Origin of the sequence: Carboxydothermus hydrogenoformans Z-2901 (assembly GCF_000012865.1) — a bacterium.
Lineage (GTDB): Bacteria > Bacillota > Z-2901 > Carboxydothermales > Carboxydothermaceae > Carboxydothermus > Carboxydothermus hydrogenoformans.
In genome coordinates, this window is the sequence record NC_007503.1 from 618,407 (window position 1) to 636,460 (window position 18,054).

The 18,054-nt window shown below is 44.2% G+C and carries 17 protein-coding genes; all 17 read left to right on the forward strand.

Going from position 1 to position 18,054, the window contains the following annotated elements:
- Window positions 1-9: 9 nt before the first annotated feature.
- The 17 genes from glnA (CHY_RS03180) to CHY_RS03260 all read left to right on the forward strand — a co-directional run bounded on the left by glnA (CHY_RS03180) (window position 10) and on the right by CHY_RS03260 (window position 17,968).
- Window positions 10-1,338, forward strand: a complete 1,329-nt coding sequence (gene glnA / locus CHY_RS03180) for a type I glutamate--ammonia ligase (RefSeq protein ID WP_011343634.1) — start codon at window positions 10-12, stop codon at window positions 1,336-1,338.
- A 97-nt stretch (window positions 1,339-1,435) separates the two neighbouring features.
- Window positions 1,436-3,397: a sensor domain-containing diguanylate cyclase gene (locus CHY_RS12635; protein WP_011343635.1), complete on the forward strand. Its 1,962-nt coding sequence runs from the start codon at window positions 1,436-1,438 to the stop codon at window positions 3,395-3,397.
- A gap of 194 nt (window positions 3,398-3,591) precedes the next feature.
- On the forward strand, window positions 3,592-4,683 hold the full coding sequence (locus CHY_RS03190; protein WP_011343636.1) for a class II glutamine amidotransferase: 1,092 nt from the start codon (window positions 3,592-3,594) through the stop codon (window positions 4,681-4,683).
- Between the two features lies 1 nt (window position 4,684).
- Entirely contained in the window at window positions 4,685-6,187 is a 1,503-nt protein-coding gene (locus CHY_RS03195) for a glutamate synthase-related protein (protein ID WP_011343637.1), read from the forward strand.
- Window positions 6,174-6,932, forward strand: coding sequence for a hypothetical protein (locus CHY_RS03200; protein ID WP_049752058.1), 759 nt, complete (start codon window positions 6,174-6,176; stop codon window positions 6,930-6,932). Before CHY_RS03195 ends, CHY_RS03200 begins: the two co-directional genes overlap by 14 nt.
- Window positions 6,933-7,005: 73 nt before the next feature.
- Window positions 7,006-7,578 (forward strand): ANTAR domain-containing response regulator, encoded by a 573-nt coding sequence (locus tag CHY_RS03205; RefSeq protein WP_011343639.1) that lies wholly within the window; start codon window positions 7,006-7,008, stop codon window positions 7,576-7,578.
- A gap of 155 nt (window positions 7,579-7,733) precedes the next feature.
- The gene (locus CHY_RS03210) at window positions 7,734-8,798 is read left to right on the forward strand and encodes a glutamine synthetase (protein ID WP_041537631.1); all 1,065 of its coding nucleotides are present in this window, start codon (window positions 7,734-7,736) and stop codon (window positions 8,796-8,798) included.
- Between the two features lie 38 nt (window positions 8,799-8,836).
- Window positions 8,837-10,417: an FMN-binding glutamate synthase family protein gene (locus tag CHY_RS03215; RefSeq protein ID WP_011343641.1), complete on the forward strand. Its 1,581-nt coding sequence runs from the start codon at window positions 8,837-8,839 to the stop codon at window positions 10,415-10,417.
- Between the two features lie 159 nt (window positions 10,418-10,576).
- Window positions 10,577-11,908 carry a type I glutamate--ammonia ligase gene (glnA, locus tag CHY_RS03220; RefSeq protein ID WP_011343642.1) on the forward strand — a complete coding sequence of 444 codons (1,332 nt, stop codon included), beginning with the start codon at window positions 10,577-10,579 and terminating at the stop codon, window positions 11,906-11,908.
- A 138-nt stretch (window positions 11,909-12,046) separates the two neighbouring features.
- Window positions 12,047-13,417: a dihydrolipoyl dehydrogenase gene (gene lpdA, locus CHY_RS03225; protein ID WP_011343643.1), complete on the forward strand. Its 1,371-nt coding sequence runs from the start codon at window positions 12,047-12,049 to the stop codon at window positions 13,415-13,417.
- A 20-nt stretch (window positions 13,418-13,437) separates the two neighbouring features.
- Window positions 13,438-14,733: a heterodisulfide reductase-related iron-sulfur binding cluster gene (locus CHY_RS03230; protein WP_011343644.1), complete on the forward strand. Its 1,296-nt coding sequence runs from the start codon at window positions 13,438-13,440 to the stop codon at window positions 14,731-14,733.
- A gap of 71 nt (window positions 14,734-14,804) precedes the next feature.
- On the forward strand, window positions 14,805-15,059 hold the full coding sequence (locus CHY_RS03235) for a CopG family ribbon-helix-helix protein (protein WP_011343645.1): 255 nt from the start codon (window positions 14,805-14,807) through the stop codon (window positions 15,057-15,059).
- Window positions 15,059-15,409: a type II toxin-antitoxin system PemK/MazF family toxin gene (locus CHY_RS03240; RefSeq protein ID WP_011343646.1), complete on the forward strand. Its 351-nt coding sequence runs from the start codon at window positions 15,059-15,061 to the stop codon at window positions 15,407-15,409. The genes CHY_RS03235 and CHY_RS03240 overlap by 1 nt, the downstream gene beginning before the upstream one ends.
- Window positions 15,410-15,448: 39 nt before the next feature.
- Entirely contained in the window at window positions 15,449-16,114 is a 666-nt protein-coding gene (locus tag CHY_RS03245; protein WP_011343647.1) for a gamma-glutamyl-gamma-aminobutyrate hydrolase family protein, read from the forward strand.
- A complete protein-coding gene (locus tag CHY_RS03250) occupies window positions 16,111-17,241 on the forward strand; it encodes an amidohydrolase (protein ID WP_011343648.1) in 1,131 nt (376 codons plus the stop codon). Before CHY_RS03245 ends, CHY_RS03250 begins: the two co-directional genes overlap by 4 nt.
- Window positions 17,242-17,349: 108 nt before the next feature.
- Window positions 17,350-17,733 (forward strand): response regulator, encoded by a 384-nt coding sequence (locus tag CHY_RS03255; RefSeq protein WP_011343649.1) that lies wholly within the window; start codon window positions 17,350-17,352, stop codon window positions 17,731-17,733.
- A gap of 49 nt (window positions 17,734-17,782) precedes the next feature.
- Window positions 17,783-17,968 carry a hypothetical protein gene (locus tag CHY_RS03260; RefSeq protein WP_011343650.1) on the forward strand — a complete coding sequence of 62 codons (186 nt, stop codon included), beginning with the start codon at window positions 17,783-17,785 and terminating at the stop codon, window positions 17,966-17,968.
- Window positions 17,969-18,054: the final 86 nt, after the last annotated feature.

The window sequence follows — 18,054 nt, forward strand, 5'->3', positions numbered from 1 at the left end:
GGATTTTGGATGAGTTACACCAAAAACGATATTATGGATATGGTGCGGGAGCAAAATGTTAAGTTTATCCGGCTCCAGTTTACCGACATTTTTGGGGTTCTAAAAAATGTGGCCATTCCGGTAGAACAGTTAGAAAAGGCCTTAAACAACGAGCTAATGTTTGACGGCTCCAGTATTGAAGGTTTTGTCCGTATTGAAGAGTCGGATATGTATTTGCGTCCGGACCCCAATACTTTTGCCGTATTTCCCTGGCGGCCCAGAAACGGTGCGGTAGCCCGGCTGATTTGCGATGTGTACAATCCCGATGGTACTCCCTTTGAGGGCGACCCCCGCTATGTTTTGAAAAGAGCTTTGGCGGAAGCCAAAGAGCTGGGTTACACCATGTACGTTGGTCCGGAATTAGAGTTTTTCCTTTTCCAGGTAGATGCAGAAGGAAAACCCACCCTGGTGACCCATGACAATGCCGGCTATTTTGATTTAAGCCCGGTAGATTTGGGCGAAAACGCCCGGCGGGATATGGTGTTGGCTTTGGAACAAATGGGGTATGAAGTCGAAGCATCCCACCACGAAGTTGCTCCGGGACAGCACGAAATTGACTTTAAGTATTCCGATGCTTTAGATGTAGCCGATAAAATTGTTACCTTTAAAGTAGTTGTTCGTTCCATTGCCCAAAGGCACGGACTTCATGCAACCTTCATGCCCAAACCGCTTTTTGGGGTAAATGGTTCGGGAATGCACACCAACCAGTCGCTGTTTAAAGACGGTCAAAACGCTTTTTATGATCCCAATGGGGAGTTGCAATTATCCGAAACCGCTTACTACTATATTGGCGGTATTATGAAGCATATTAAAGCTATCACTGCCATTGCCAATCCGGTGGTAAACTCCTACAAGCGTTTGGTTCCGGGCTATGAAGCACCGGTTTACATTGCCTGGTCGGCAAGAAACCGTAGCCCCTTAATCCGGATTCCGGCCAAAAGAGGCTCCTCTACCCGGATTGAATTAAGAAGCCCGGACCCGTCGGCAAATCCGTATCTTGCCTTAGCGGTTATGCTTAAAGCGGGCTTGGATGGAATTAAAAATAAAATTAAGCCACCGGCGCCGGTTAACCAAAACCTTTATGAAATGACTGCTGAAGAGCGAAAGGCTCTGGGAGTTGATACCTTACCCGGTAGCTTAAAAGAAGCCATTGATTGTCTTTTAGAAGATAAGGTAATCCAGGAAGCTTTAGGTAAACACGTATTTGAGCGGTTTGTGGAAGCTAAGTTAAAAGAGTGGGATGAGTACCGGGTTCAGGTTCACGAGTGGGAAGTGAAAAAATATCTCACCATGTATTAAAAAGGCTGCCTGATTTAAAGGCAGCCTCTTTTTTTATGTTGTTTTTTAGTATATTATATAGTTAAATTATAGCTATTTTTTATATCTGGTGAGAAAAATGCCGAAAACGATTAAATACCGTTTAATTTTCTTTCTAACCCTGACAACGGTAATTGTGGGAATTATCAGTTTTGGTTTTACCCACTATCGCGAAATAAAAGTGGCTGAAGAACTGGGGCTTAGTGCGTCCCGGGAGCTGGCCAATTTATTTAGGGAACAAATTAATAACTTGGCTAATAAAGCTTATGCAGATATCTGGTGGAGTTATGATTTGGCGGAGGGTCTTTTAAAAGGTCTACCTTCCAATGAGTATTACCGGGAAATTGAAAACAAAATTATTAAATCCTTGGCAGCCCGGAAAGGTTTTATCGAGGTTATCGATGACCAGGGCAATGTTATTTACAGTCAGGGGCTAAAGCTTGCTCCGGCGTATTTTAAATATTTGGTATATAAGCCTGCAATGATGGGCAGTGTTTCTGGATTTTATGAAATCGCCGACCTTTTGGGAAAAAAGCATATAACTTATCTCAGGGCTGAGCAGGTTTTAAATGAAGAAGGGAAACCTCTGGGAGTAATAGTTGTCGGATACAGTTTGGAGGAAAACCAGGTCCTCTTTACGGAGTTATTTACCCAGGAATTGCAGAAACAAAAATTATTGCCGGGTGTAATCCTGTACTGGAAAAATAAGCCTTTATGGCATTTTGGAGATGTCAGATTTGAACCGCTTCTCGGAGAGCAGATTAAGAAACTGCAAAAGGAGAACATGTTGACGGAAATTCGGATAATTGACGGTAAAAGATTTTACGTTTCCTATCTACCGCTGGAAAACCGCAATTCGAGTTTACTAACATTGGGAGTATTTTTACCTGCCGATTTGTTGGTCAGGCCTTATAGAATAAGTTTTTGGCAGGGGTTACTGATTTATATCGTCCTGCTGGGTTTACTGGTGGTACTGGGGATTTATGTAATCATCGGTCGCCAATTGGAAAAGCCCTTAAACGAGTTAATGGAGGTACTTATCGGCTGGATTGAGGGGAAGGATCTAAACTTTACGGAGTATCAAGAAAAATATCCGGAGTATAAAAAGCTTTTTAAGCGAATTTACGACTTAAAAACTACCAAAGAAAAAATAGCCAATCAATGGTACCGGCTGGCCGAAGGAGTTTATAATTTAGGCGAAGCGGCCAATGACGGAGATTTGGTCAAAGAGCTGGTTTTTCATATTAAATCACTGGTAGAAGTGAAGGGAATAAAAATACTCCTGAAAAATTTGAAAAGCGACGAATATTTTCCCCTTTATACAGAAGGGCAGGTGGCAACCGGGCACCCGGCGTTTTGCCCGGATAACGGGGAATATCAAGACGGTACTTACTGTTACCCCATTACCCTGGGAAGCGAGAAACTGGGGTTTATTATTATTGCGGCCGATAAGGATAAACTTACCGAGGAAGCACGGGAATTTTTAAACAACTTGATCCTAATGAGCGGACCTCTGGTAAAGCTTTACCTTTTAAAAAATTACCTGGCGGAAATTTCGCTGCGAGATCCGCTAACGCAGGCGTTTAACCGGAGATTTTTGGAAGATGCGATTTTGGAAAACAGGGATTGCAATTATTCCCTTATTTTCATCGACCTTGATAAGTTTAAAGAAATTAACGATACTTACGGCCATAATGCTGGCGATCTGGTTTTAATTAAGCTTACCCAAAAAATTAGGGAAAATTTAAGAAGCCAGGACCAGGTAATCAGGATGGGTGGGGATGAGATTTTAATTTACCTTCCCAATACCCCTATTGAACTCACCCGGGAAATAGCCAACCGCATAATGGAATTAATTAGAAAGGAACAGTTTACGGTTATGAAAGATACCAAAACGGTTACCTTCAATGTTTCGGCCAGTATGGGTATCGGAAGCTGCCGGGAAGGAGAAAGTTTTGAGGAAGTTTTAGCGCGGGTGGATAAAGCCCTTTACCGGGCCAAAGAACTGGGTAGAAACCAAATTGTGGTGGCCGCTGATTAAGTTAATGTATACAAGATATTTTTTGAATTAACCTTGTCATAAAATTAAATATTCATTATAATTTTACTACAACTTACCGGCACAACGGCGTGTCGGAAATGCAGGGCATTGGCGCCTTCCTATCTCTCTGTAGGTATTCTTGTGCCTATAGAGGGGGGAAGGCTTTTTAATTTATAGATGGGAGGAAATGGAAAATGGACCGGACTTTTGAACGGATCCCTTCCGGATGTGCCATAAGCGGTATCATGAGTGTTACGGGTAAACGAATTTCGGGAGAAAAAATTATTGCTTCGATTTCCCTGATGCATGACCGGAGTAACGGTTTAGGAGGAGGTTTTGCCGCTTACGGCATTTATCCGGAATTTGCCGACCATTATGCCTTTCATTTAATGTATCAGTCGGAGAGGGGTAGAACTTTAACCGAGGAATTTTTAAATAAACATTTTATCATTGAGCGCGGGGAACCAATCCCAACCCGTCCGGTTGCGACCATTACCGATCCTCCACTTTTGTGGCGGTATTTCCTAAAGGTACCGGAAGAGCGCCTTTACAAAAACCACGAACCGATGGATGAACGGGATTATGTGGTGGAAAAGGTTATGTACATTAACGACAACATTCCCGATAGTTATGTGGCCTCTTCCGGGAAAAACATGGGTGCTTTTAAAGGAGTCGGCTATCCCGAAGACATTGGGCGATTTTTCCGTTTGGAAGAGTATGAAGGTTATTTGTGGACGGCTCATGGTCGTTTCCCGACCAATACCCCAGGCTGGTGGGGTGGAGCCCATCCTTTTACCCTGTTAGACTGGTCGGTGGTGCATAATGGCGAAATTTCTTCTTATGGCATAAATAAGCGTTATCTTGAGATGTTTGGCTATAAATGCACCTTAATGACCGACACCGAAGTGGTTGCTTATGCAGTGGATTTATTGCACCGCCGGCACGATTTACCTTTAGAAATTGTGGCTAAAGTGTTGGCTGCTCCCTTTTGGAAAGATATAGAGAAGATGGAGGAAGAAGATCGGAAACTTTATACGGCCCTACGGCAGGTGTACGGTTCTGCCCTTTTAAACGGACCCTTTAGCATCATCGTAGCCAACAGCAAAGTGATGATGGGCTTAAACGACCGGATTAAGCTTCGACCCATGGTCTGGGGACGACGGGGTGACTTTTATTACATGGCTTCCGAAGAAAGTGCCATTTATGAAATTGAACCGGCTTTAGACGAAGTTCATGTGTCTAAAGGCGGTGAGCCGGTAATCGTCCGGCTAAAGGAGGGTGAATAAAATGGCGAACTTAATACCTCCCCGCTTTAAAGTAGTAATTGATTATGAAAGATGCCGGAAATGCAAAAGATGTGTTATAAACTGCGGTTTTGGCGTATATAGTTTTGCTGACAGGGTTATTCCCGATCATAAAAAGTGCGTTTCCTGCCAGCGGTGCGTGGCTTTTTGTCCGGAAGAAGCGATAACGATCATTGAAAACCCCAATGTTTTTCGGCCCAATAGCTACTGGACGATGGAAGACCGGATTAATATTATGAAGCAAGCTTCTTCCAGCGGTATGCTTTTAACCGGTATGGGGAATGACCGGCCTTATAAAAATTACTTTGACCATTTGTTAATCGATGCCTGCCAGGTAACGAACCCGTCCATTGACCCTTTAAGGGAACCGATGGAACTTACCACTTACCTTGGCAAAAAGCCGGATGCGGTAAAGGTTAAGGTGGAAAACGGTAAGGTAAAACTTGATACCCAAATTGCGCCGCAAATAAAGCTCGATACTCCGATTATCTTTTCTCCCATGTCCTACGGTTCGATTAGTTTGAATGCGCACAAAGCGTTGGCCCGGGCGGCCAAAGAGTGCGGGATTTTAATGAATACCGGTGAAGGTGGTCTTCATAAAGAGCTGTATCCTTATAAAGACTGGATAATCGTGCAGGTGGCATCCGGCCGTTTTGGGGTAAATCAGGAGTATCTCGACCATTCGGCGGTAGTTGAAATTAAAATAGGCCAGGGAGCAAAACCGGGTATTGGCGGACACCTTCCCGGGGAAAAGGTAAACCGGGAAGTTTCGGAAACCCGGATGATACCCGAAGGTACCGATGCCTTAAGCCCCGCTCCCCATCATGATATTTACTCCATTGAAGATTTAGCCCAGCTTATCTATGCCTTAAAAGAAGCTACCCATTACGAAAAACCGGTTTCGGTGAAAATTGCTGCCGTGCATAACGTGGCGGCTATTGCCAGCGGTATTGCCCGGGCCGGAGCCGACATTATTTATATAGACGGTTTCCGGGGCGGCACCGGGGCAGCACCAACTGTAATCCGGGATCATATCGGCATTCCGATTGAGCTGGCCATTGCAGCGGTGGATGACCGCCTGAGGGCCGAAGGTATTAGAAACAGCGTGTCCATAGTGGCAGCCGGCGGCATCAGGCATTCGGGGGATGTAGCAAAGGCCATTGCTCTCGGAGCCGATGCGGTGGCAATTGGTACCGCGGCTTTAATAGCCATGGGTTGCCATGTTTGCCAGATGTGTCACACCGGTAATTGTTCCTGGGGGATTGCCACCCAGCGGCCGGAGTTGACCCAGCGGCTTGACCCCGACTGGGCTGCTCAGCAGTTAATCAATCTCGTAAAAAGCTGGTCCTTGGAGTTAAAAGAAATTTTAGGAGCTCTTGGATTAAACGCTATTGAAAGCTTGAGGGGTAGCCGGGAGAGGTTAAGAGGTATAGGGCTTACCGATACTGAACTGGCCATTTTAGGCGTAAAACATGCCGGAAGGTAGGGTGATTGCTATGGAAATAAACGCAAAAGGCATGTATTACCGGGATTTAAACAATCTTTTGAGGGAAAAAGTGGCCGAGGGAGTAACCGAATTTACTCTTCAGGGGATAAACGGCCAGCGGTATCTCGGAACGGGATTAAAAGGTAAAGTTAAAATAGAAGTATATGGTACTCCGGGGAATGACCTGGGGGCGTTTATGGATGGACCGGAAATTATAGTTTACGGTAACGGTCAGGACGGTATTGCCAATACGATGAACGATGGGCGGATTGTGGTTCACGGCCATGCGGGGGACGTCTTGGGCTACGGCATGCGAGGGGGAGAGCTTTACATCCGGGACTCGGTGGGTTACCGGGTGGGTATTCACATGAAGGAATATAAAAAGCAGGTGCCGGTAATCGTTGTAGGCGGTACCGCCGGGGCCTTTTTTGGCGAATACATGGCCGGAGGAATTCTGGTGGTGCTGGGTTTAAATAAAAAAGAGGGAGAGCCGCTAACCGGGGACTATCTTGGGACCGGAATGCATGGAGGGGTTATTTATCTAAGAGGAGAAGTGGAAAAAGATATTTTAGGAAAAGAAGTGGCCGAATTTGAATTAACCGAGGAAGATTACAAAAGGTTAAATCCCTTACTGGAGAATTATGCAAATTTTTTCAATGTTCCCTTGGACGAAATAAAAAAAGTTCCCTTTAAAAAATTGGTACCGGTTTCCCATCGGCCTTACGGCAAATTGTATACTTACTAACCGCAATGCATAACTGCTTGCGGTTTTTACTTTTTTTATTATAAGATATTGAAAAAAAGCTGAGGGATTTGTTTTGGAAAATTTGAAGGTGGTTTTGGGGATCAGGGATTATACTGAGAGAAAAAGGTTTAAGGAAATATTAAGAACCATGGGAGTTTTAATAGTAGGCGAGGGAGAGGAAATCCGAGCTCTGATAAATTTATCCTCCCGGGTTTGTCCCGATTTAGTAATCTTGGACGAAAAGCTGGGGACTACCAAAACCCTTCCCTATACCAAAATATTTTATGAAAGCCGGCTGTGTCCGGTAATTTTGTATGTGGAGCAACTGGAGTGGGAATACCTTGAAGATTTCAAAAAAGGCCCTACTTTAAGCCTATTGGTAAAGCCGGTAACGGCGTTAAGCTTAATGGGAGCAATTTATACCGCTTTGACCAACTTTAACACTTATTTAGACCTGGTTGCCCAGAAAGAAGAGATGGAAAAACGTTTAGAGGAAAGGCGGTTAATTGATCGGGCAAAAGCGCTACTGATTCGCTGGGAAAATTTGACGGAAGATGAGGCTTACCGTTATCTTCGGGAGGAAAGCCGCAGGCAGAATATTTCCATGGGCAAGGTGGCCAAAAAGATTATTGAAAAGTATACATAATTCAATTTGAGAAAATATTGTAATTGAGTAAGATATTTTGTAAAATAAGTGGCGAGTTTAGGTTAAAAAAGCCATAGTTTGGGGCGATGAAGTCCCGCAAGGAAAGGTTTTTACCTTTCTTTGTGGGGCTTTTGTATTTTTGGAGGGATAAACTAATGGAACATATGGAGTTTCTCGAACAGTTAAATACTTATAGCATAAAGTTTTTACGGCTGCAGTTTGTGGATGTTGCCGGAAATTTAAAAAATGTGGCGGTAACTTCGGAAAATGTGGGGGAAGTCTTAAAAAAGGAAATGACCTTTATCCATAATGGGGAGAAGGTCTTGTTTGAACCGGATTTAGAAAGTCTAACGGTTTTACCCTGGCGGCCGCGGGAAGGGGCGGTGGGAAGAATCTATGGTAATTTGCTCCTCCCGAATGATGAACAAAAGATAATTTGCCCGCGCAAATTTTTTACCCGGTTTAATTTACCCCTTGAGGTAGCGGTAGAATTTTCCTTTTATCTTCAGGAAAAAGTTCAGGAGAAAACGCCGGTAGATCATGCCGGGCTTTGGGACGTGTCTCCTCTGGATTTGGGAGAAAATTTACGCCGGGATGTGGTTTTAACTCTGGAGAAAATGGGAATAGGGGTTAAATATTCGGGACATGGTGCTCATCCCGGGGAACAGGTACTCGGGCTAAAACCGGTTAAGGGGAACAAGCTTCCCGATATTTTAACCACCGCCAAGTTTGTGGTCCGAACAATTGCCGAGCGCCACGGGCTTAACGCTTCCTTTTTCCCGTACCATCATAAAAAGCCCGGGCTTTCGGTTAAATACACCTTTTTGGGAGAAAAAGAAGAGACGGAAAAGCTTTATCAAAAAATCGTTACCCTGTTGCCCGAGGCGGAAATAATTTTCCGGCCGTTAATTAACGATTATTACGGTTATCCGCAAAAACCGGAAAACTTTATTTTTTATGATGGAGACCATATAGTTTTGACGGTAAGTCCTAAAGCCAACCCCTATTTAGTTTTAAGTTTACTGGCGATAGAAACTAATGTAAATGCTCAAAATCCAGTTCTGGCCGCGGATTTTGGGCAGGCTTTACGCCGTTTTTCCGAAAGTACCAAATTACGGGAATTTTTTGGTGAACTATTCTGGCGGTACTTAAAAATAAAGCAAAAAAGCTATTTCGATTTTTGGTCAAGGGTTCATGAGGAAGGCGATAATGGAGATTAATAAAAAATTTTCAATAAAACTTTAAGGAGGGGTTACTTATGACTTTTAGCCTTGGCTTAAATGGTACCGAGGCCACCAGGACCAAGAGGCGAACCGGAGGGGATTTTAGTCCCTACAGCGGGATGTGCGTTACCTGTCTTGACGGGTGCGTGGGCTACTGCGAAATCGCCAAATCGGCCATCCGCGGTAAAGAGGTGATTTATCCGCAGCCGTTCGGGACTACCACTTCCGCCTCCCAGAAGGACTACCCGGTCGATTATTCCCACTTTAATATTATGGGTACGGCGGTAGGGGCTGTCGGCATTGAAGCTGACCCGGATAAAGCGATTTTCCCGGCAGCCAACATTGAAACCGCTATTGGAGCTAATAAAGACATTAAGTGTCGCTTCCCGGCGGTGATTGCGGGTATGGGTTCCACCAATGTGGCCGCCAATAACTGGGAGCATTTAGCGGCGGGAGCGGCATTGGCGGGAGTACCCATCGTTATTGGGGAAAACGTTTGCGGCATGGATCCGGATTTAGAACTGGAAAATGGGCGGGTAAAACGTTCCCCGGCTCTGGAAAAAAGGGTTAAAGCGTTTACCGAGTGGTATCAAGGCTACGGAATTGTTGCCGTCCAGGCAAACGTGGAAGATACCCGTTTAGGGGTTCAGGAGTATGCTATAGAAAAACTTGGCGTTGAAGCGGTAGAGATTAAATGGGGACAGGGTGCCAAAGATATTGGCGGTGAGGTTAAATTAAATACCCTCGAGCGGGCACTGCAGCTTAAAAGCCGTGGGTATATCGTTCTGCCTGACCCGGAAGATCCGGCTGTTCAGGAAGCTTACAAAAAAGGAGCTTTTAAAGAATTTGAACGCCACTCCCGGATTGGCATGGTAGATGAGGAAAGCTTCCACAAGCGGGTAGAGGAATTGAGAAAAGCTGGGGCTAAATATATCTTCTTAAAAACCGGTGCATACAGACCGGCGGACTTAGCCCGGGCGGTGAAGTTTGCGTCCGATGCCAGGCTTGATTTATTGACGGTGGACGGTGCCGGCGGTGGAACCGGAATGAGCCCCTGGCGGATGATGAACGAATGGGGTATTCCGACTGTTTACATTCAGGCTTTGCTTACCAAGTACTTAGATCGCTTAGCCGAAAAAGGAGCATACATTCCTCCGGTAGCTATTGCTGGTGGCATTACTTTGGAGGATCAGGTGTTTAAAGGTATTGCCCTTTCCGCGCCCCACGTCAAGGTAGTGGGTATGGCCCGGGGACCTTTAGCCGCGGCTATGGTTGGTAAAACCGTGGGTGAGCGGGTTAAAGCCGGAAAAGTACCTACCGAATACCAAAAATACGGTGAATCCTTGGAGCAGGTGTTTATCTTTGCCGAAGAACTGAAAAATAAATTAGGTGCTGATCTATTTGCTAAGCTTCCTGTTGGAGCAATTGGTGTTTACTCCTATTTTGAACGGATGGCCCAGGGATTAAAGCAGTTCATGACCGGTGCCCGGAAGTTTAACTTGAACGCTATTACCCGGGATGATGTAGCGGCTTTAACCCGGGAAGCAGCAGAAATCACCGGCATTAAGTACATCATGGACATCGACGCCGAAGAGGCTATGAAAATCTTGGGCTAAATGCCTAATTCAGGGACGGTTCTATTTACGTTTATACGCCTAAAAAAGAACCGTCCCTCTTTTTGGCGGTTGTATGGATACTGGATACATAAGGAGTGAATAAAAAATTTTGGCAAAAATATGTTATAATAAGTGCAAATTGGGGTAAGGAGGTTAAAAATGAGTCCTACCAAAGAAGATATTTTAAAAATAGTTGAGGAAAAAGGAATACGCTTTATAAGGTTGCAATTTACCGATATTTACGGGATTCCCAAAAATGTGGCCATAACTGCGGAGCAGTTAGAGAAAGCTTTGGATGGGGAGTTAATGTTTGATGGCTCCTCGATTGATGGTTTTGTTCGCATTGAAGAGTCGGATATGTACTTAAAGCCCGACCCTTCCACTTTTATGATTTTGCCCTGGGCGGACCAGCGGTATGCGGAAGCGAGATTAATTTGCGATATTTATACCTATGATGGAAAGCCTTTTTCCGGCTGTCCCCGGGGAAATTTAAAAAGAATCCTCCAGGAAGCAAAACAAATGGGGATTGATGAAATGTACGTGGGGCCGGAAGCGGAATTTTTCCTCTTTCAAACCAAAGAAGACGGTACGCTTACTACTGTTACCCATGATGAAGCCGGTTATTTTGACCTGGCTCCGGTAGACCGGGGAGAAAATGCCCGGCGGGATATGGTACTGGCTTTGGAACAAATGGGCTTTGAAGTGGAAGCTTCCCACCATGAAGTGGCTCCCGGTCAGCACGAGATCGACTTTAAATACGACTCGGCGGTGCGAACTGCCGATAAAGTTATTACCTTCAAGACGGTGGTACGGAAGATTGCCAAAAAACACGGGTTACATGCTACTTTTATGCCAAAGCCCGTTTACGGCATTGCCGGTTCGGGAATGCATTTAAATATTTCCCTGGCGGCTAAAGGACAAAATATCTTTTACGATCCCAGTACCCCCCATCAGTTAAGCGATATAGCATTGTATTTTATCGGTGGCTTATTAAAGCATGCCCGGGCAATTTCGGCCATAACCAATCCTCTGGTAAATTCATATAAACGACTGGTTTCCGGATTTGAAGCACCGGTCTATATTGCCTGGTCGTTTAGAAACAGAAGTCCTTTAATACGGATTCCGGCTAAAAGAGGACCCTCTACCCGGATTGAGTTGAGAAGTCCTGATCCCTCGGCCAATCCTTACCTGGCATTTGCGGTTTGCTTAAAAGCAGGTTTGGACGGCATTAAAAATAAAATTATGCCACCTCCTCCTTGCGACCGGAATATTTATCATATGGATGAAGAAGAAAGAAAAGCTTGGGGCATTGGTAATCTACCCGCCAGTTTGGGCGAAGCCTTAAAGGAGTTGGAGCAGGATGAAGTAATCCGCGAAGCTTTGGGGGAACATATTTTTGAGCGGTATATGGAAGGTAAGCGCCTGGAATGGGATACTTACCGCATGCAGGTTCATGAATGGGAATTAAAGGAATATTTAGTGAAGTATTAAAGCGGGCTAAGCCCGTTTTTTCTTAATTTTAAAAGTCTAAAATTTCACTTATCTCAAAAAATAAAAATTTTTGGGTAAATTTGTGATATAATTTATTATATTAGAGCACAATTAACAAACATTGTTGGGGGGTTTAGAATGTACGACGTAGCAATTTTAGGTGGCGGCCCCGGTGGTTATGTGGCAGCAATTAGAGCAGCTCAACTGGGGTTATCGGTAGTAGTAGTGGAAAAAGATGAACTGGGTGGTACCTGTTTAAATCGCGGCTGTATTCCTACCAAAGCTCTTGTCTCTACAGCAGAACGGCTTCATCAAATAAAAAATTCCGCCGCTTTTGGGATTGAGGTTACCGGTTACAATTTTAATTTTCAAAAAGCTGCCGAACGGAAAAACCAGGTGGTAGAACGCTTGGTTAAAGGAATTCACTATCTTTTTAAGAAGAGCAAAATTACCTTGATTAAAGGAACCGGCAAATTAACCGGTAAAAATGAGATAACGGTCGAAACTTCTGATGGCCTGGAAAAGGTTGAAGCTAAAAATATAATCTTAGCCACTGGCTCAAAACCGGCATTAATTTCAGCTCTTGGCTACGATGGGGAAAGGGTTATTACCAGTGATGAAGCTTTAAACCTGGAAAAACTTCCCGCGGAAATGGTCATCATTGGTGGTGGGGTAATTGGGTCGGAATTTGCCACTATTTTTTCCGAAATGGGTGTTAAAGTGACCATTGTGGAACTTTTGCCATCAATCTTGGCAAATACCGATAAAGAGGTAAGCCGTTATTTAACCACTTTATTTAAGAAACGGGGAATTCAGGTTAAAACCAAAGTAGCGGTAAAAGAAGTTAAAAAAGGTGAAAAAGTTACGGTGGTTTTAGAAAACGGCGAGGAACTTGTTACCGACATGGTCTTAATTTCCATTGGCCGCGTACTAAATACCAAAGACATTGGTCTGGAGGAAGTGGGAGTAGCTCTGGGTCCCAAGGGAGAAGTTTTAGTGGATGAATATTTAAGAACAAATGTTGAAAACATCTATGCCATTGGCGATATAACCAGTAAAATGCAGCTGGCTCATGTGGCTTCGGCTCAAGGGATCCGGGTGGTGGAAAATTTAGTGGGTGAACCCCAACCAATGAGTTACGATGTAGTCCCCGGTTGTATTTTTACTTTACCGGAAATAGCCATGGTGGGTTTGACCAGCCAGGAAGCGGAAGAAAAAGGAATTAAAATTATTACCGGTAAATTTCCCTTCCAGGCTTCCGGGAAAGCGGTGGCGATGGAAGAAACGGAAGGTTTTGTGAAAATTATCGCTGACTTTTATACTCACCGGATCTTAGGCGGACATATAGTTGGACCTCATGCAACGGATCTAATTGGCGAGATAGCTTTGGCGGTTCAGAAAGGACTGACCCTGGAGGAAGTTGCCCATACCATTCATGCCCATCCGAGCTTACCTGAAGCGGTGATGGAAGCGGCGGAAGCGGCTTTAAATAGAGCTATTCACATTTAAAGCAGGACGGGAGGGCTTTTATGAAAAAAATTACAGTCTTTTGGGGTTGCCAAATCCCCGGTCGCCTGACTTTTCTGGAAAAAAGTACCCGTTTGGGACTTGCCGCTTTGGGATATGAAATTAACGATATTCCGGAGTTCGGCTGCTGTCCGGAAAAAAGTTTAATAAAAAATGAAGATGAGAAGCTCTGGCTTTTAACTGCTGCTCGCAACCTGGCTTTGGCGGAAAGGGAAGGGTATCCTTTAGTGGTAGCCTGTAACGGGTGTTCTTCTACCCTGAAAACCGCTTATGTAAAATTAAAAGGGAACCCCAAGCTTTTAGCTGAGGTAAATGAGAAGCTTTGGGAATTCGGGTTAAAGCTTGGGGGAAGTTTAAAAGTATACCACTTAATTGAATTTTTAGCCGATGAGGTCGGGGCGGGGGTAATAAAACAGCGGGTGCAAAAACCTTTACGCGGTCTAAAAATAGGGGTGCATCCCGGTTGTCACCAGAACCGGCCTTCCCCGGCGGCTTCCTTTGAAGATCCGTTAAATCCACGAAAATACGATATCCTGGTACAAGCTTTAGGGGCCACTACCGTTGAATATCAGTCAAAGTTAATGTGCTGTGGCAACAACTTAACTTTAGCGGGAAAATTAGACGACGGCTGGCGGATGGCCCGGGTGAAAATTCAGGAGCTTACCAACCTCAGAGCCGATGCTTTAACGGTTACTTGCCCGGCATGTTTTATGCAGTTTGACCAGAAGCAGGCGCTTTATGCCCGGCAGGGAGATATTCTTAATTTACCGGTTTTGACTTACATGGAGCTGTTAGCTTTAGCTTTAGGGATTGAGGCGGAAGAGTTAAATTTAAAAGAACATCGGGTTGACCCATCCCCCGTCTTACGAAAAGCAGGAATAATTAACGAGCCCCTTCCCTTTAATGAAGAAGTGCTAAAACGGTGCTTAACCTGCGGTGCCTGTGAATACGATTGTCCTTCAGCTCGCACGGGAGTGATGTCGCCCCAGGGAATAATTAAGCGGTTTTTAAACGGAGAGATTGAAGAACTTATTAATTCTTCGGAAATATGGGAATGCGTTGAATGCCATACCTGTTTGGAATACTGTCCGCAAAGATTTGGCATGGAAAAGGTGTTTACCTGGCTAAAACACCAGGCGATGGTTAGGGAAACGTATCCTAATTCCTTGAAATCGGGTTATGAAATGTTTGTAAAAACCGGCAGGCTGGCGAAAATTGATGACCGTCAGCGACAAAAGCTGGGACTTCCTTCCCTTTCCTCCCAGGAACCGAGGCAATTTGTAGAAAAGCTGCTGTAGCCTTTGTTTTTCTCGCTTTTTGGTGTATAATTAGGAAGGGCGGCATCACGTTTTTAAGGAGGAATAGTTAAGTGGCGTCATTAAAAAAAGTTGTGGTGGCTGTACCTTCAAATCTTTTGGAAGAAGTTGATAAAACTGCGGCGTTGGAGAAAATCAGTCGAAGTGAAGTTGTCCGTCAAGCTTTAAAGTTATATTTGGATGAAAAAAAACGTAAAATGTTAAGGGAAGAGATGATTAAGGGCTATAAGGAAATGGCCAAGATCAACCTGAACTTAGCTTTAGAAGGTTTTTATTACGAAGCGGACGGTTATATGGAGGTTAAATAATGGAGATCAGACGGGGAGATATTTTTTACGCGAATTTAAGCCCCGTAGTTGGTTCGGAACAGGGCGGTACCCGTCCGGTGTTAATTTTGCAAAATGATATCGGCAATTTGTACAGCCCAACTACCATTATTGCCGCAATAACTTCCCAAATTAACAAAGCCAAGCTGCCAACCCATGTAGAAATCTCGGCGGAGGAATCCGGGTTGGAAAAAGATTCGGTAATATTACTGGAGCAGATTCGCACCATAGACAAAAGCCGTCTTAAAGAAAAGGTTTCTTCATTAAATAAGGAATTAATGCGGAAGGTCAATCAAGCACTGGAAATAAGCCTCGGACTGGTGGAAATTTAGCCTTTTTCCGGGGCTTTATTTTTTTAGGGAGGGGGCCCCATGTATATAGGAATTCCTGTCTGGCCGGAGGACGGTTTTTATAAAATCCGCCAGAGTTACGTGCAAAAAATACTAAAAACAGGGGCTAAACCATTTTTTATTCTCCCGGAGCACGATTTAGCCGGGGTATTTAAGATAATAACGGGAGTTTTAATTCCCGGAGGTGGGGATATCGCTCCGGAATTGTTTGGTGAAGAACCGCGGCCGGAAATTCGAAGTTACAGCAGGCAAAAAGACTTATTTGAAATTAACCTTATTAAAGAAGCACACAAACACGCGTTACCGATTTTAGGAATATGTCGGGGCATGCAGTTAATCGGGGTAGCTTTTGGGGCCGGTATGTATCAGGACCTTTTTACGGAAAGAAAAGGAGTTTTGGCCCATGAGCAAAAAGCCCCGCCGCAAGAGCCAACCCACCTGATAACTTTAAGCCCCGAGGGACGTTTAAGGGAAATTTTTGGCGCCGCAAGGGTGCGGGTAAATAGCTTTCACCACCAGGCATTAAAAAATGCCGGGACGGTTCTTAGCGTTGAAGCGGTTGCGGAAGATGGGGTTATTGAAGCAATTAGTGGACCGAAAATTTTAGGAGTGCAGTGGCATCCGGAGCTTTTAGAAAGTCATGATGGTTTATTTTTCTGGCTTATAAAGGAAGGAGGAGCTAAATGAAGGTTTTAAAAAATGGGGTTATCGTTTTGGCTTCCGGTGAACAGCTTAAAGGAGACCTTTTAATTGATGACGAAGGAAAAATTGTTAAAATCGGTGAAGAAATTTTTATCGATGGAGGGGAAGTAATAGACCTTAAAGGGCAGTACGTTTACCCAGGTTTAATTGATGCTCATACCCATATAGGGTTAATGGAAGAAGGAATAGATTTTGTGGGGGAAGATATCAATGAATATTATGACCCGGTGACTCCCCAGGCGCGGGCCATTGATGGTATTTACCCTTTTGATGTAGCTTTTCGCGAAGCGTATCAAGAGGGGGTTTTAGCCGTCGGGGTTTTGCCGGGTAGCAGTAATCCTGTGGGGGGTACCGGTTATGCCCTTTCTACCCGGGGAAAGACCGTTGACCGGATGGCTTTTGGACCATGCGGGCTGAAGATTGCCTTTGGGGAAAACCCTAAAAAAAATTACGCAGGCCAGAAACGTTTACCCGCCACCCGGATGGGTACGGCAATGCTGATTCGGGAAAACCTGCTTTACGCCCGGGAGTATTTAAGGAAAAAAGAAAAGGGGGAAAAGGTGGAGTTTGATTTAAAAAAGGAAGCGTTTATTCCGGTGCTGAAAAGGGAAATTCCTTTAAGGGCCCATGCCCACCGGGCGGACGATATAATGACGGCAATCCGCATAGCCCGGGAAGTTGAAGTAGACGTAGTGATCGAACACTGCACCGAAGGTCATTTAATTATTGAGGAGCTTAAAGAAGCCCGGGTGCCGGTGGTGGTAGGGCCTACCTTAACCGGTCGTTCAAAATACGAATTAAGGGAGCTTGGCTGGGAAACTCCGGTAAACCTAATAAAAGCTGGAGTAAAAACGGCAATAATGACCGATCATCCGGTTATCCCCTTAAAATACCTGCGTTTACTGGGTTTTCTTTTACAAAATTACGGACTGACGGAGAAGGAGATTTTGCCGTTATTTACCAAAAATCCTGCCGAAATTTTGCAGATTAACTCCTTTGTTGGCGATATAAAACCGAATTTGTGGGCCAATTTAATCGTGACGGAAAAGCCGCTTTTTGCACTGGGAAAAATATCGATGGTATTTTTTAAGGGTGAAAAAATCGTCGGATAAGGTAGAAAGAAAACGACAAGTTTTTTACCAGAGGAAAAGGATTTTTTATATCTTTGACGAAAAAAGTATATGGTAATAAATGGGGATGGGGGGAAACCCGTGGATATCATGCAGGTTTTGGTTGCCGATGACCAGCCAGGGATCAGAATGCTTTTAAAAATTATTTTGGAGCAGATGGGCTTTGGGGTACATGAAGCAAAAAACGGCCAGGAAGCAGTGGAAAAAGCTCTAAATATTCGACCGGGTCTAATTATTATGGATATGCGCATGCCCTATAAAAGCGGTGATGAAGCCATTGCGGAAATTCACTCTTTTCTTCCGCAGACAGATTTTATTGTAATGACTGCTTATACAGCTCCCGAAGTGTTGGAAAGGATTGATAGAAAAAAAGTTTTTGAGGTTGTTGCCAAACCTTTTGATGTTGAGGAGTTTAAGATGATACTTAATAAATACCTCAAAGAAAAATTTCCCTGGAAATATTCTTTTGTGTAGAAATCTTTCTAAATTTAATTTAAAATGAAGGAACAGGGGGAGTGGTGTTATGGGAGATATTAAATGCGCGAACTGTGAGCTTTGCGGTCGGGAGGTACCAGCGGATTTAATGTGTACTTTGATCTTAACCGATGAAAACAAGGTGGAAGAAGCCTGCTGGTGCATCTGTCCCGAGTGCCGGGAAAAATTTAAAAAGAATATTGCGGAAGTTTATAAAGCGCTTTTGGAGAAATAAAACCGGGTTTAGTTCCCGGTTTTTTTGTTGTTTGGTTGATTTACCAGAATATAAAAGCTATAATGTTTTTGAATTCTCTGCAAAAG